The organism is Acuticoccus kalidii (assembly GCF_021556395.1).
In the GTDB taxonomy this organism is placed as follows: Bacteria; Pseudomonadota; Alphaproteobacteria; order Rhizobiales; family Amorphaceae; genus Acuticoccus; species Acuticoccus kalidii.
The window spans coordinates 120,922-134,484 of the sequence record NZ_JAKGCS010000008.1; the positions used below are offsets into that span (position 1 = coordinate 120,922).

11 protein-coding genes are annotated in these 13,563 nt (G+C 69.2%); 8 read left to right on the forward strand and 3 right to left on the reverse strand.

Translation table 11 applies throughout. From position 1 onward, the window contains the following. Window positions 1-136: 136 nt before the first annotated feature. Window positions 137-1,012: an ion channel gene (locus L1787_RS05005; protein ID WP_235707437.1), complete on the forward strand. Its 876-nt coding sequence runs from the start codon at window positions 137-139 to the stop codon at window positions 1,010-1,012. A gap of 78 nt (window positions 1,013-1,090) precedes the next feature. Here L1787_RS05005 and L1787_RS05010 read toward each other — a convergent pair whose 3' ends face one another. Together L1787_RS05010 and L1787_RS05015 are read right to left on the reverse strand one after the other, a co-directional pair. After that, window positions 1,091-1,531 carry a L,D-transpeptidase gene (locus L1787_RS05010; RefSeq protein ID WP_235707438.1) on the reverse strand — a complete coding sequence of 147 codons (441 nt, stop codon included), beginning with the start codon at window positions 1,529-1,531 and terminating at the stop codon, window positions 1,091-1,093. Window positions 1,532-1,711: 180 nt separating this feature from the next. After that, window positions 1,712-2,323 (reverse strand): TlpA family protein disulfide reductase, encoded by a 612-nt coding sequence (locus L1787_RS05015; RefSeq protein ID WP_235707439.1) that lies wholly within the window; start codon window positions 2,321-2,323, stop codon window positions 1,712-1,714. A 46-nt stretch (window positions 2,324-2,369) separates the two neighbouring features. Between L1787_RS05015 and argH the strand changes: the two genes are divergently transcribed. The 7 genes from argH (at window position 2,370) to L1787_RS05050 (ending at window position 12,868) form a co-directional block, all read left to right on the forward strand. Further along, window positions 2,370-3,806, forward strand: coding sequence for an argininosuccinate lyase (gene argH, locus L1787_RS05020; protein WP_255720254.1), 1,437 nt, complete (start codon window positions 2,370-2,372; stop codon window positions 3,804-3,806). Beyond that, window positions 3,803-3,991 (forward strand): lipoprotein, encoded by a 189-nt coding sequence (locus L1787_RS05025; RefSeq protein WP_235707441.1) that lies wholly within the window; start codon window positions 3,803-3,805, stop codon window positions 3,989-3,991. The genes argH and L1787_RS05025 overlap by 4 nt, the downstream gene beginning before the upstream one ends. Continuing rightward, window positions 3,991-5,301: a diaminopimelate decarboxylase gene (lysA, locus tag L1787_RS05030; RefSeq protein ID WP_235707442.1), complete on the forward strand. Its 1,311-nt coding sequence runs from the start codon at window positions 3,991-3,993 to the stop codon at window positions 5,299-5,301. Before L1787_RS05025 ends, lysA begins: the two co-directional genes overlap by 1 nt. A 367-nt stretch (window positions 5,302-5,668) precedes the next feature. Then, complete coding sequence (locus L1787_RS05035; protein ID WP_235707443.1) at window positions 5,669-8,260, forward strand: TIGR02302 family protein; 2,592 nt, start codon at window positions 5,669-5,671, stop codon at window positions 8,258-8,260. A gap of 786 nt (window positions 8,261-9,046) precedes the next feature. Then, complete coding sequence (ftsE, locus tag L1787_RS05040; RefSeq protein WP_235707444.1) at window positions 9,047-9,706, forward strand: cell division ATP-binding protein FtsE; 660 nt, start codon at window positions 9,047-9,049, stop codon at window positions 9,704-9,706. Continuing rightward, on the forward strand, window positions 9,706-12,030 hold the full coding sequence (locus L1787_RS05045) for a hypothetical protein (RefSeq protein ID WP_235707445.1): 2,325 nt from the start codon (window positions 9,706-9,708) through the stop codon (window positions 12,028-12,030). Before ftsE ends, L1787_RS05045 begins: the two co-directional genes overlap by 1 nt. Before the next feature lies 1 nt (window position 12,031). Next, window positions 12,032-12,868, forward strand: a complete 837-nt coding sequence (locus L1787_RS05050; protein WP_235707446.1) for a lysophospholipid acyltransferase family protein — start codon at window positions 12,032-12,034, stop codon at window positions 12,866-12,868. Here L1787_RS05050 and L1787_RS05055 read toward each other — a convergent pair. After that, window positions 12,826-13,353, reverse strand: a complete 528-nt coding sequence (locus tag L1787_RS05055; protein WP_235707447.1) for a gamma-glutamylcyclotransferase — start codon at window positions 13,351-13,353, stop codon at window positions 12,826-12,828. The two genes, L1787_RS05050 and L1787_RS05055, sit on opposite strands and share 43 nt — an antisense overlap. Window positions 13,354-13,563: the final 210 nt, after the last annotated feature.

Genomic DNA, 13,563 nt, shown 5'->3' on the forward strand with positions numbered 1-13,563 from the left:
GGAACGGGCAGGCGGGGTTTGGCAGAGCGGCGCGAAGATTGTACCGACACCGCCTGACGCCTCTCGCCGAACGCGGGATAGCGAGTGAAGGAGACGCCATGAACCGCATCCGCGATCTTCTGCCCGTCGAGGTCTCGTGACGGGGCGCGAGGAGAGCCGAAAGGGATCGTCCGTCTGGTCGGCGGCCAAGCCGCCCGCGCCCGATCGCGACCATCATTCCGGGGAGACGTCCCAGTCGCGGCGCGAACACATCGTCCAGGTACTGCGCGACCTTTATTATGGACGCTCGCCCGCCGCGCGGCGCTTTCGCTTCGCCGTCCTCGGCTTCGATATCCTGTCGATCACCTATTTTATCGCCTCGAGCGTGACGGGGACCGCCGAGAGCTATCAGATCGTGGATTTCGTGATCGGGGTGGTCCTCACTTTGGATCTCGCGATCCGGCTGATGATCTCGCGACGCCCGACGACGGAGATGCGACGGCTGTCCTTCTGGATCGACCTCGTGGTGATCGTGGCGCTGTTCGGCTCGGCGATCCTGCCGGATCTCAATTTCGTGCGCGTTCTGAGGATGCTGCGCGTCCTGCGGTCCTACCGGCTCCTCTACGAGCTGCGCCGCGACTTCATCTGGTTCCGCCAGCAGGAAGAGGTGATCGAATCGGCTGTGAACCTCATCGTTTTCGTGTTCGTCATCACCTCGCTCGTCTTCGTGGTCGAGCACGGCAACAACCCGCAATTCGCGACGTTCCTCGACGCGCTTTATTATACGATCACCACATTGACGACGACCGGCTTCGGCGACGTCACGGCGGACGGGCCGTGGGGGCGCGTCCTGTCGATCGTGATCATGCTCGTGGGGGTGGGGCTCTTCCTGCGCCTTCTCCAGGCCGTGTTCCGGCCGATGAAGGTCGCGTATGAGTGCCCCAAATGCGGCCTCGAGCGACACGATCTCGACGCGGTGCACTGCAAACATTGCGGCGAGGTGATCAACATCCCGACAGAAGGCGCGGTCTGACGCGTCGGGCGTTTTCGCGCGGCGGTGCGGGGGCAGCGCTCCGCCGCCCGCCGCCCCGCTCAGGCTTCATCCGTTCATTCAGTAGCGGACGCGGATCCGCGTGTTGCCGCGCCCGTGCTTGGCGACGAGATCGTAGAGCGTGCGCGCATTGTTCGGATGAAGACGCACGCATCCGTGCGAGGCCGGCCGGCCGAGACGCTTGGTGTAATAGGTGCCGTGGATCGCATACCCGCCGCGAAAGAAGATCGAATAGGGCATCGGCGAGTTGTCGTATTTTCGGGAAAAATATTTCTTGTACATTCGCGTCGGCCGGTAATTGCCGGTGGGGGTGCGATAGCCCTTCCGTCCGGTCGACACGGCCCAGGTATAGGCCGGGCGGCCGCCGACGGAGACGTACATCGTCTGCGTCGACAGATCGATCGTGGCGATCACGGTCGACGCGGCGACGCTTTGCGTGGCCATGCCGAGCCCGCACGCCACGAGCCAGACCATGAGGATCGCGGAATATCGAGAGCGCATGAAAAACTCCGTCGATCGACCGCAAGAGCGGCAGGTCGTCGCAGTTTCGCCGCAATCGCCGCTCGCGCGCAATTCGGAAGCGCATCGATCACGCGTTGTTTTTCTCGTGTGTTGCGCAAACGCGCCGGCGGAGCGCCGGGCGGCCCGATCCGGCCCGGCCCCGCGGAGCGGCACGCGCGGTCAGTTCGCCTCGATCGCGGCGCGGATCAACGCCTTCGCATCCTCGGAATTCCACGCTGCCGCGCCGTGGAGAACGCCGGCGGTGCACCCGTCGGGGCCGAGGAGCAGCGTCGTCGGCATCCCCTGGGCGAGGCCTTCGGCGCGGAGCGAGTTAAAGAGGCTCAGCGTCGGCTCGCGGTGATAAGCGAGGTTGGATGCGCCCGATTCTTCGAGGAAATCCTCCGGCCGGTTGCGGTCCTTGTCGTCGATCGAAACGGCGACGACGGAAAAGTCGTCCCCGCCGAGTTCGCTCTGAAGGGCCGCGAGCTCCGGCATCTCCACCCGGCAGGGGGCGCACCATGTCGCCCACAGATTGAGAAGCGTCAGCCTGCCGGTGACGTCGGCAAGGGTCGCCTCGCCGTCATAAGGGAGGGCGGTGACGTCCACGGGGTCGAGCGTCTGGAAGGCGGCCATGTAGCCCGTCGTCATCGGTTCGACGGCGTCGGCCACGCGCTGGGTCGCCTGGCATTGCGACGCGCCGCTTGCAACACTAAAGAGATCGGGCCGCGCGGTGACGACGACCGCCACCGCGAAAATGACAACGACGCCGATTGCGGCTCCGCCCAAACTCATCCAACGACGCCGCGACACGGTGTCCTCCAGGTTCTGTTGATCCGTCATGACCGAGCGCACGCTGAAAACGTCCACCCCGGCCCCGCAAGTTGGCGCGGGGAACGCCCTGTGGGGCGGCCGATTCGAGGCCGGCCCGGGCGCCATTATGGAAGAGATCAACGCTTCGATCGACGTCGACAAGCGCCTTGCGACACAAGATATCAGCGGATCGCTGGCGCATGTCGCGATGCTCGCCGCGACCGGGATCGTCACCGAGGACGACGCGGCGCGGATTTCCGAGGGGCTCCACACCATCGCCGGCGAGATCGAGGCGGGCACGTTCCCCTTCTCCCGCGCCCTCGAAGACATCCACATGAACATCGAGGCGCGGCTCAAGGATCTGATCGGCGAGCCCGCCGGCCGTCTCCACACGGCCCGCTCCCGCAACGATCAGGTCGCGACCGACTTCAAGCTCTGGGTGCGCGACGCGCTCGACGGGCTGGACGCCGAGCTCGGCGATCTGCAACGCGCCTTCGTCGAGGTCGCCGAGCGTCATGCCGCGACCATCATGCCGGGCTTCACGCACCTTCAGTCCGCCCAGCCGGTGACGTTCGGGCACCATTGCCTCGCTTATGTCGAGATGATCGCCCGCGACCGCGGCCGGATCCGCGACGCGCGGCACCGGATGAACGAAAGCCCGCTCGGCGCGGCCGCGCTCGCCGGCACCGCCTTCCCGATCGACCGGGAAATGACGGCGTCCGCCCTCGGCTTCGAGGGGCCGATGCACAATTCGCTCGATGCCGTCTCCTCGCGCGATTTCGCGCTCGAGGCGCTCGCCGCCGCTGCGATCGCCGCGACGCATCTGTCCCGTTTCGCCGAGGAGGTGGTCATCTGGTGTTCGGCCCCGTTCGGCTTCGTCAAGCTGTCGGACCAGTTCACCACCGGCTCCTCGATCATGCCGCAAAAGAAGAACCCGGACGCGGCCGAGCTGGTGCGCGCCAAGGTCGGGCGCATCGTCGGGGCGCTGAACACGCTCCTCATCGTGATGAAGGGCGTCCCGCTCGCTTATTCGAAGGACATGCAGGAGGATAAGCCCCCGCTGTTCGACGCGCTGCCCGCTCTCTCATTGTGCGTGCGGGCGAGCGCAGGCATGGTGCGGGACCTCACCGTCAACGAGGACGCGATGCGCGCACTCGCCTCAAAGGGTCACACGACGGCGACGGACCTTGCCGATTGGCTGGTCCGCACGCTGGGCTTGCCGTTCCGCGAGGCCCATCACATCACCGGCGCCGCCGTTCTCGCCGCCGACCGCAAGGGCAAGGAGATCGCCGAGCTGACCCTCGCCGAGCTTCAGGAAGTCGACGGCCGGATCACCGAGGACGCGCTGACGGTCCTCACCGTCGACCGCTCGGTCGCGAGCCGTACGAGTCTCGGCGGCACGGCGCCGGAGCGGGTGCGCGAGGAGGCGGCCCGCTGGCGCGCCGTCCTCTGGGCCGACGCATGATCCGCCTCGCTCTTCTTCTCGCGGCGATGGCCGCCGCGCTCAATGTCGGCGCGTGCGGTCGCCGCGGCTCGCCCGAGCCGCCCGCCGCCACCCAGTCGATGAAGCAAGTGCCCGTCGACCCGACCGATCCTCACGGCACCAAGGCGCCCGATCGCTCCTTCGTGCTCGACCCGATTCTTCAATAATGCACCATTTCGAAGTCCGCAGCGGCGAGCTCCATGCCGAGGACGTGCCGCTTTCGGCGATCGCCGCCGCGGTCGGCACACCGGCCTATGTCTATTCCGCCGCGACCTTCACGCGGCACTACCGGGTGTTCGCGGACGCGCTCGACGAGGCGGGCGTTCCGAACCTCGTCTGTTATGCGATGAAGGCGAATTCCAACCAGGCGATTCTGACCCTTCTCGCCAATCTCGGGGCGGGCATGGATGTCGTCTCGGGGGGCGAGCTCGCCCGCGCGCTCGCGGCGGGCGTTCCAGGTGAGCGGATCGTCTTTTCGGGGGTCGGAAAGACGGACGCCGAGCTCGTCGCCGGGCTCGATGCGGGCATTTTGTGCTTCAACGTGGAATCGGAGCGGGAGCTCTTCGCCCTGTCGCGGCTCGCGAGCGAGCGCGGCGTCACGGCGCCGGTTTCGCTCCGCGTCAATCCGGATGTCGATGCGCGCACCCACGCCAAGATCGCAACCGGCGCTTCGGAAACGAAATTCGGCATCCCAGCGAGCCGTGCGCGCGAGGTCTATCGCGAGGCGGCGGCGCTGCCCGGCCTCGCCGTTGCCGGCGTCGACATGCATATCGGCTCGCAGATCACCGCGCTCGACCCGTTCGACAACGCCTTTCGCGTGCTCGGCGACCTGCTCGACACGCTGCGCGCCGACGGGCACACGATCAAGCACATCGATCTCGGCGGCGGCCTCGGCGTGCCCTATGACGACGAGGCCGCCGAGCCGCCACGCCCCGAGGCCTATGCCGCGCTGATCGCGCGTTACGCGAACCGCTTCGGCTGCCGCATCATTTTGGAGCCGGGGCGGATGATCGCCGCCAATTCCGGGATCCTCCTCACCCGCGTCATCTACAAGAAAGCGGGCGAGGCGAAGACCTTCCTCGTCGTCGACGCCGCGATGAACGACCTCATCCGCCCGACCCTTTACGACGCGCACCACGAGGTGCGCGCCGTCCGGCCGCGCGCGGGCGCCGTCGAGCGGGTCGATATCGTCGGTCCGGTCTGCGAGACGGGCGATTATCTCGCCCTCGGTCGCGACGTGTCGCCGATCGAAGAGGGCGATCTCGTCGCGATCATGTCGGCGGGCGCCTATGGGGCGGTGCAGTCCTCCACCTACAACACGCGCACGCTGGTGCCGGAGGTGCTCGTCTCGGGCGACCGCTTCCATGTGGTGCGCGCGCCGATGCCGCCGGCCGAGCAGATCGCCCGCGACAGCGTCCCGGACTGGATCGCCGAGGCGGGGGAGACGGTGATCGGGGCGACGACGGCCGTTCGCTGAGGCGACCTCCCGTCGGCCCGGTCGAAAGGGGCTCGACGGGAGGTCGCCGTTCGCGTGTCCCGTCCGCCTTGCGCGCGCCTTCCACATACGGCCTTGTATACCGGTGGCGCGGGCCGTGCGGCGTGCGCGGCAGATTGTCGTCCCGTGTATCGCTGGACTGTGGGGGCGGCATAGTCGATTGGGCAGGCACGCTCTTTGGAGCGGGCTCGGCACGAGGCTTGCTTGGAGCTTGCCGTACGCTATTGCGCGCCCCTCGAATACACCTGATCGTGAGCGGGGAAGAGGGAGGGCGCCTTGTCGTGGCCGATACTCTGTCTAAGCTGTCACCCGTCTCGCGATGTACCGCGACAATAGGGGGTCGAGTATCATGACCTTGCCGCTGAACCGCCGACTGTCTCGTCTGATCCTCTCGGCCCGGGCCGCGCTCGCCTGGGAACGTCTGTGGCCGGCCGTGGCGCCGATGGTCGGGGTCGTGGTCGTCTTCGTGGCGAGCGCGTGGATGGGCTTGTGGGTGGGCCTTCCGTCGCTCGCGAAGGTCATCGGTCTCACGCTCTTCGCCGTCGCCTTCCTCGCCGCGGGCTGGCGCCTGCGCCGGCTCAAGATGCCGGGTCGGGACGAAGCCGTTCGCCGTCTCGAGACCGACGCCGCGCTCGACCACCGCCCGCTCGACACCTATGAGGACGCGCTGACCCCCGGCTCCGACGCGTTCGCCGCCAGCCTCTGGCGCGTCCATCGCGAGCGGGCCGAGGCGCGGCTCAAGGCGCTGCGGATTCCGATTCCGCGCGCCGATCTCGTCCCCCACGATCCCTATGCGTTGCGCTCGGCGGTCGGCATCATCGCCTTTATCGGTATCCTCGTCGGTGCCGGGGCGCTCGCCGAGCGGCTGATCACCCCGTTCGATTTCTCCGATCCGGTCGAGACCGCGAGCGGCCCCCAGTTCCGTCTCGATGCCTGGGTGACGCCGCCGGCCTATACCGGCCGCCAGCCGCTCTTCCTGTCGGCGGCGACGCGGGTCGACACCGGCAACGGGATCCGCGTTCCGGCCGGCTCCAAGCTCACCGTGCGCAGCCAGGGCGTCACCGGCATCGACCTTCTCGTCTCCGACAAGGACGGCGCGCGCGAGGAAGCGCTGGCCCCGATCGGCGAGGGGACGGCGGGCGAGGTGGCCCGCGCCCACGAAAGCGTCGTCACCATCGACGGGCCGATGGCCGTCGAGGTTCGCCGTGATGGGACGACGGTCGACGGCTGGCAGTTCGTCGCCGACGGCGACTCCCCGCCGACGGTCGCCTTCATCGAGCCCCCCGCAGCCGATCAGCGGGACGGTTTCGAGGTCCGTTATGAGCTCGGCGACGATTACGGTATCGCCTCCGCCCGCGGCATCGTCACACCGGAAAGCGCGCCCAACGACCGCCGCCCCCTCGTGGAGGATCCGGCCTTCGCGCTCACCCTTCCGGGCGGGGCCGGGATGCGCGGCGCCGCCCGCACCGTGCAGGATCTGTCGCAGCATCCCTATGCCGGACAGGAGGTCCGCCTGGTGCTCGAGGCGACCGACGGCGTCGGTCAGACCGGCTATAGCCGGCCCGAACGCTTCCGCCTTCCCGCCCGCACCTTCGTCAATCCGATGGCGCGCGCCATCGTCGAGCAGCGGACTATCCTCGCGATGGATGCGCGCGCCCAGGCGCGGGTCATCGACGCGATGGACCTCCTCCTCCTCACCCCGGAGGAGATCGGCAGCCCCGGCGCCTTCCTCGCCACCAAGGCCGCCTATCGCGATCTCGTCGCCGCCGACACCGACGACGAATTGCGCGAGATGCTCGACCAGCTCTGGGATCTCGCTTTGATGCTGGAGGATGACGGCCTCTCTGACGCCGAGCGCGCGCTGCAGGCTGCGCAGGAGCGTCTGCGTCAGGCGATCGAGGATGGCGCGCCGCCGGAGGAGATCGCCCGCCTCACCCAGGAGCTTCGCGAGGCGATGCAGCGTTATATGCAGGCGCTCGCCGAGCGGATGCAGAACATGCCGCAGCAACAGATGGACCCGAACGCGACGGAGCTCACCCAGCAAAATCTCGACGATCTCCTCAACCGGATCCAGGAACTCGCCAATCAGGGCCGCACCGAGGAGGCCGAGTCGCTCCTCGCGGAGCTGCAGCAGATGATGCAGAACCTCCAGATGGCGCAGGGCGGCCAGGGCCAGCAGCAAGGCGATCCGATGGGCCAGAACGGCCGCGCGCTCGACGAGCTCGGCAAGATGATCCAGCGCCAGCAAGAGCTGATGGACGAGACCTACGGCATGAACGAAAACGGCCGGCAGGGGGAAGGCCGCGGCCAGCCGATGGATCCGTTCGGCAACCCGCTCAGCCGCAATTTCCCGCCTCAATTGGGCCAGCCCGGCCAGCAACAGGGTCAGCGCGGCGAGGGGCAGAACGGCCAGCAGGGCGGCCAGCAGATGAGCCCGGACGAGCGCGCCGAGGCGATGCGCCGCCTTCAGCAGCAACAGTCGGAACTGCGCGAGCAGCTCGACGAGATGATGCGGCGTCTCGAGGAGCAGGGCTTCGAGCCCGGCGAGCAGTTCGGCGATGCCGGCCAGTCGATGGGCGAGGCGGGCGAAGCTCTCGGCCAGGACCAGGCGGGCCGCGCGGTCGACGATCAGTCCGACGCCCTCCAGGCCTTGCGGGACGGGGCGCGCGACATGGCCCAGCAAATGGCCGAAGCTCAGCAGCAACAGCAGGGCGGCGACAGCGGCGAAGATGTCGGCGCACCCCGCCAAGGGCCCGGTGCCGATCCGCTCGGCCGCGCCCGGCGCGAGGGAACCTATACGGACACGAGCCGCGTCGGCATTCCCGACGAGATCGAGACCCAACGCGCCCGGCGGATCCTGCAAGAACTCCGCAAACGCCTCGGCGACCGGGCGATCCCACGCCTCGAACGGGATTATCTCGAGCGGCTCCTGCCCCAATAAGGCCACGCCTCGGCGTGGCTGGGCGTCGCGAACCGCTGAGCGTCGGTGCTAGGCGGGCGGGAGGCGGCGCGGCCGCGGGGCTCTGACGTCACCAAAGAACAGGGGGAGCGCCTGTTCCTCGAAGCCCGCCGTCGCTGAAGAAGCCCTGAGGCGGATGGCGAACGAGCGCAAGGGACGCTTCGCTCTTCGCCCTTGCACTCGCCCGCCATCCGCCTCTTAACGGGCTTCAGCGACGGCGGGCTCCGAGGAACAGGCTAAGGCGAGGCCCGTGTCGCTTCGGGCGGGGCGGATGCGCTTTCCCCATGCGGCGGGGGCGATCGCCCGAGACGAGAGCGAAACGCTGTACGGCGCGGGGATGGGCGGCGCGTCGATGACGGATTTGCGGGGGGCGGCGTTGCTCGGCGGAGGCGAAGCCGGCTGGTTTCGGCCTGATCGGTGCGCCGCTTGCGTTGGGGCGCTTGTCGGTAACGGAGGTGACGCGGGTCTCGCGTCCGGGTGGTCCGAGCGGCGGCGGCTCGACATTTCAGCGCGTTCGATCTGGAGTGCGGCGGGGAGGCGGCGGCGGGCAAACGGTGTGTCTTGTTCCGGCGTCGGCACCGTGCGACACCGGCCCGGCACGGGGCAGGCGAGGGCGCAATGCGCATCGCGCCCGCCTATGCACAGTGCAGCGGGCGAGGTCGGCGCAAATTGCGGCGCGGACATCGACACCGTGATAGTCTCCGGCTCGCGATCGTGCCGTGACGCGTCGGAACGCCTTTCGTACGATGATGGCCAGCGGGGAGGCCCATGATCACGCTGGAGAATGTGGGATTGCGCTACGGCAACGGACCGGAGATCCTGCGCGACCTCTCCTTCACCATTCCGACGCGTTCGTTCCAGTTCCTGACCGGACCGTCGGGGGCCGGGAAGACCACTTTGATGCGGCTTTTGTCCCTGTCGCTGCGGCCCTCGCGCGGCTTCATGAGCCTCTTCGGCGCGGATGTCAGCTTGCTGCGCCGCCAGGAAATGCCGGGCATGCGCCGCCGGATCGGCGTGGTGTTCCAGGATTTTCGCCTCCTCGACCACCTTTCGACCTACGACAATGTCGCCCTTCCTCTGCGCATCCAGGGGCGAGACCCGGCCTCCTACCATGCCGATGTTCTCGAACTCCTGAAATGGGTGGGCCTCGCCCATCGCAAGAACGCCTTTCCGCCGGTCCTGTCAGGCGGTGAGAAGCAGCGCGTCGCGATCGCGCGCGCCCTCATCACGCAGCCCGACGTCCTCCTGGCGGACGAACCGACCGGCAATGTCGATCCGCCGATGGCAAAGCGCCTGTTACGCCTCTTTCTGGAGCTCAATCGGCTCGGCACGTCGGTGGTGATCGCGACGCACGATATCGGCCTGATGGATCAGGTCGACGTCCCGCGCCTCATCCTCTTCGACGGGCAGTTGGAGACCTCCACCTGATGGAAGGAGGGCAGGGCGAATTCGATCGGCCGCAGCAGCAGTCCGACCGGGCCGAGCGCGAGCGCAGCGCGCGCCGCCGGGAGCGCGAGGCGCAGGAGCCGCGTGCGCCGGAAACGCCGCGCCGCCGCTCGCTCGCGACCCCCACGAGCCACCGTCCGCCGGAGGAGCGACCCGCCGACCCCGCGCCAACGGGACAGGGCGAGGCTGCGCCACGCCGCGCCGCCGCGACCGTCCGGCGCCGTGCCCCGGAGCCGCCGCGCAAGGTTCCCGTCGCATCGCGCAGCGAGCCGGCGCCCGAGGCTGAGCGCGGCGAAGCCCAGCGCCCGCGCCGGATGCGGCCGGGAGAGCGGGAGCGGGCCGAGGATGCGAGACACGCCGAGCCCGCCGCCGCGCCGGCGGAGGTGTCGCGCGGGCGACGCGGTGTCTTGCCGGAACGGGGGGCGGAGCAGGGGACGGTGCCGCGGCGATCGCCCGAGCGTGCGCCTGCGCGTCAGACCGGCGAGCCCGCCCGGCGCGACGCCGTTGCGCAAGAGCCATCCGCCCCGCGCCGTCCCGTTCGGGACGCGAACTCCGCCCCGCAGGCCCGCCCCGCCGCAAGGCCCGAAACTGCGCCGCCGGCGCGCCCTCCTGCGCGCGAGGCGTATGACGCCCCCCGCTCGCGGCGCACCGAAGATGAGGGCGGACAGAACGGACGCCGTGGCCCGGCCCCCGAAGCCGCCCCGGTCCGGGACCCGCGCCGCGCCGACCGGGAGGCGCCACGAAGCGCGGCGAACACCCCCCATCCGGGGCTCGATCGGCGCCGCGATGCGCAACGCGCCGGCTCCGAAGGCCGTCCGGCGCCGGAGGCGCGCGCCGAATCCGTCTCCGCCGCGCGCGAGCGCGTTGAACCCGTCCCCGCCGCGCGCGACACGGCCGACATGGCCCGGCGGGAGGAGCCGCGTGCCGCGCGCCGATCGCGAGAGGCCTTGCCGCGTGGGGCGGCGGAGGGGAACGCCGAAGCGCCGCCCGCTGGAGAGGCGAGGGCGGCGGGGCCGTCCCGCCGGTCTCGCGAGGAGCGGGCCCGTCGGGATCGGAGCGGCGAGACGGTTGAGGATGCCGGCCGGGCCGGCGCTCGAATCTCGGATGACGATATCGGGGCCGCACCGCGCCGCGAGGCGGATGGCGCGGGCCAGCGCCGCGAGGCCGATGATGCCGCCTCGCGCCACGGGGCCGATGACGCCGAGCTGCGGCATGGGCGGGAGGACGCCGCGCCGCCGGATGGGATGGAGGAGACGGCTCCAAGCCAGGGGACAGACGGTGTCGAGCCACGCCGGGGTGCGGCCGGGGCGGCGCAACGCCGCGCCGAGGGGGGCGAGCGGCTCGCCGCGGAGAGCCGCCGCGCTGCCGCGCCACCGCCGCCGCGCGGCGTCATTTTGGAGACCGCGGGCGAGGTGGAGGCCATTCACGGCCCGATCGTCGCGCCCGATACGGTGGCGGGGCGCGGCCTCACCGTCGTCATCGCGATCATGACCTTCCTGTGCGCGCTGCTGCTCGGCGGCGCGATCCTCGTCCACCGTGCCGCCGATGCGTGGAGTGTCTCGGTTCTCGACGAGGTGAGCGTCAGCGTCCTGCCGCTCGACGGGGACGATATCGACAGCCGCCTGCAACGGGTGGCCGAGATCCTCGCCAGCACCGACGGCCTCTCGGAGGTGACGGTGCTGCCGCTCGACCAATCCGAGGCGTTGCTGGAGCCATGGCTCGGGGAGGGGATGGACCTGTCGATCCTGCCGGTCCCCCGCCTCGTGGTCGCGGCGCGGAGCGGGCCTGTGGCGGCGTCTTTGTCGGACGCGGTGGCCGAGATTCCCGGCGCCTCGCTCGACGATCACTCCGCCTGGAGCGAGCGGCTTTCCGGGATGGCCGCGACCGCGGCCTGGGGGACGATCGGCGCGCTCGGCCTGATGCTCGTCGCGACCGCGATCTCGATCGTCTTCGCCACGCGATCGGCGCTTGCGATGAACGCCGCGACGATCGCGGTCCTTCACGTGCTCGGGGCGGAGGACCGGTTCATCGCCCGCGCGTTCCGGCGGCGTTTCCTCAAGATCGGGTTTCGCGGCGCGGCGATCGGGCTCGCCGCCGCCCTCGTGCTCTTCGGCGCGCTGGAGCTCGGCGACCTGGTCGTCGGCCATGCGGGCGGTTCGCCGCAGGCGGCCGCGCTTCTTGGTGATCCCAGCATCGGCCTTTTCGGTTATATCGCACTCGCGGGCGTCGGCCTCGGCGTCGTCCTCCTCGTGACGCTCACGTCCAATTGGTCGGTGCGCCGGCACCTCAATCATCTGTCGTTCTGATATGTCGATCTCAAAATCCGCCACGGCCCCCGCCGCCCCCTCGCGCCGCGAGGACAAAGGGCCCCGCAAGGACGGGCTCGCCCACGCCGTGGCGCTCGTGCGCACGGCGATCTATTCGGTCCTTGCGACGGCCTATTTTATTTGCGTCGGCATCTTGTCGGCCTGGATCTTCGTTCTGCCGGCCGAGAAGATGCGCGCGGCGCTCAAAATATGGGTGCTCGGCGACATGTGGCTCCTGCGGGTGATCGTCGGCCAGAAGGTCGAGATCCTCGGCAAGGAGCACATCCCGACGGGGCCGGCGCTCGTCGCGGCGAAGCACCAGTCGGCCTGGGAGACGCAGGCCCTTCTGCCGGTCCTGCCGAAAGGGGTCATCATCCTGAAGCAGGAGCTTTTGAAGATCCCGCTTTATGGCTGGTACGCCCGCTATTTCGGGATGATCCCCGTCAACCGCGCCTCAGGACCCCAGGCGCTGAAGCAACTCGCCATCGACGCCAAGGCGGCGCTCGACCGCGGCGCGCAGATCGCGATCTTTCCCGAAGGAACGCGCCGCCTGCCGGGCGCGCCACCGGACTATAAGATCGGCGCGGTGTTCCTCTACGAGAAGCTGAAGGTGGAGATGGTGCCGGTGGCGCTCAATTCCGGCCTGTTCTGGCCGCGCCGCCGCTTCGTCAAATATCCGGGTACCATCACGATGTCGTTCCTGCCGCCGATTGAGCCGGGCCTGAAGCGGGAGGACGCCCGCGCCCGCCTCGAAGCCGCGATCGAGACGGAGACCGCCCGTCTCGTCGCCCGCGCTCAGGCGCCATCGAGCGCGCGCAACCGCTCCGCGAGGACGTGAAGGCGCGGATCGACGACCCCGGCTTCCACGAGATGGTCGGCGGTCGCGAGGACGTAGTCTTCGTTCGGACCCGATTGGCCCACCGCGCCGCGCACCCACTCGACGGTTTCCTCGAGCGAGAGCCGTCCGGCATATTGGCGGTGGGCGCGGTCGACGACATAGGTGAGGGCGGAGACGGTCGTCCCGTCGGCGCGAAGGGCGGGGAGCGTGCGCTCCAGATAGACGTTCGTCACCTGCTCGCGCGCCCGCAAATAGGCGATGACTTCGTCTCGGTCCGCGTCGTCCACCTCGAAGACGACACCGCGGCAGGCGCCGCCCCTGTCGAGACCCATGACGAGGCCGGGGCGCGTCTCTGTGCCGCGATGAACAAAGGAATAGACGCAAAGACTTCGGTGACGGCCCCGAATCGTGGCGTATTGTCTATCTTTGTAGGGAAAGCCGGGCCGCCACATCAACGAGCCGTAGCCGAATACGAACAGTGACATCAGTACGCACCCCTCCTTCGTTGCAGATGATCGGGCCCCACAATTGTGTCAGTGGTGCTAGGGTCCGCTGCGTCCAATGTTTGGGGCGTTTGGCGCCCGTTGAGCCACGTCGATCCGACCGATCGGCCGGCCGGGCTATTGCGGCGACCTGAACCCAGCCGATGGGGTCGAAAAGAGATATTGATCGGGGTTTGAGAATGGGGAAACGGT

Coding starts and splice junctions, on each gene's coding strand:
- L1787_RS05010 (WP_235707438.1), bottom strand. CDS start 1,531: ATGCGCTCTCGATATTCCGCGATCCTCATGGTCTGGCTCGTGGCGTGC.
- L1787_RS05015 (WP_235707439.1), bottom strand. CDS start 2,323: ATGAGTTTGGGCGGAGCCGCAATCGGCGTCGTTGTCATTTTCGCGGTG.
- argH (WP_255720254.1), top strand. CDS start 2,370: ATGACCGAGCGCACGCTGAAAACGTCCACCCCGGCCCCGCAAGTTGGC.
- L1787_RS05025 (WP_235707441.1), top strand. CDS start 3,803: ATGATCCGCCTCGCTCTTCTTCTCGCGGCGATGGCCGCCGCGCTCAAT.
- lysA (WP_235707442.1), top strand. CDS start 3,991: ATGCACCATTTCGAAGTCCGCAGCGGCGAGCTCCATGCCGAGGACGTG.
- L1787_RS05035 (WP_235707443.1), top strand. CDS start 5,669: ATGACCTTGCCGCTGAACCGCCGACTGTCTCGTCTGATCCTCTCGGCC.
- ftsE (WP_235707444.1), top strand. CDS start 9,047: ATGATCACGCTGGAGAATGTGGGATTGCGCTACGGCAACGGACCGGAG.
- L1787_RS05045 (WP_235707445.1), top strand. CDS start 9,706: ATGGAAGGAGGGCAGGGCGAATTCGATCGGCCGCAGCAGCAGTCCGAC.
- L1787_RS05050 (WP_235707446.1), top strand. CDS start 12,032: ATGTCGATCTCAAAATCCGCCACGGCCCCCGCCGCCCCCTCGCGCCGC.
- L1787_RS05055 (WP_235707447.1), bottom strand. CDS start 13,353: ATGTCACTGTTCGTATTCGGCTACGGCTCGTTGATGTGGCGGCCCGGC.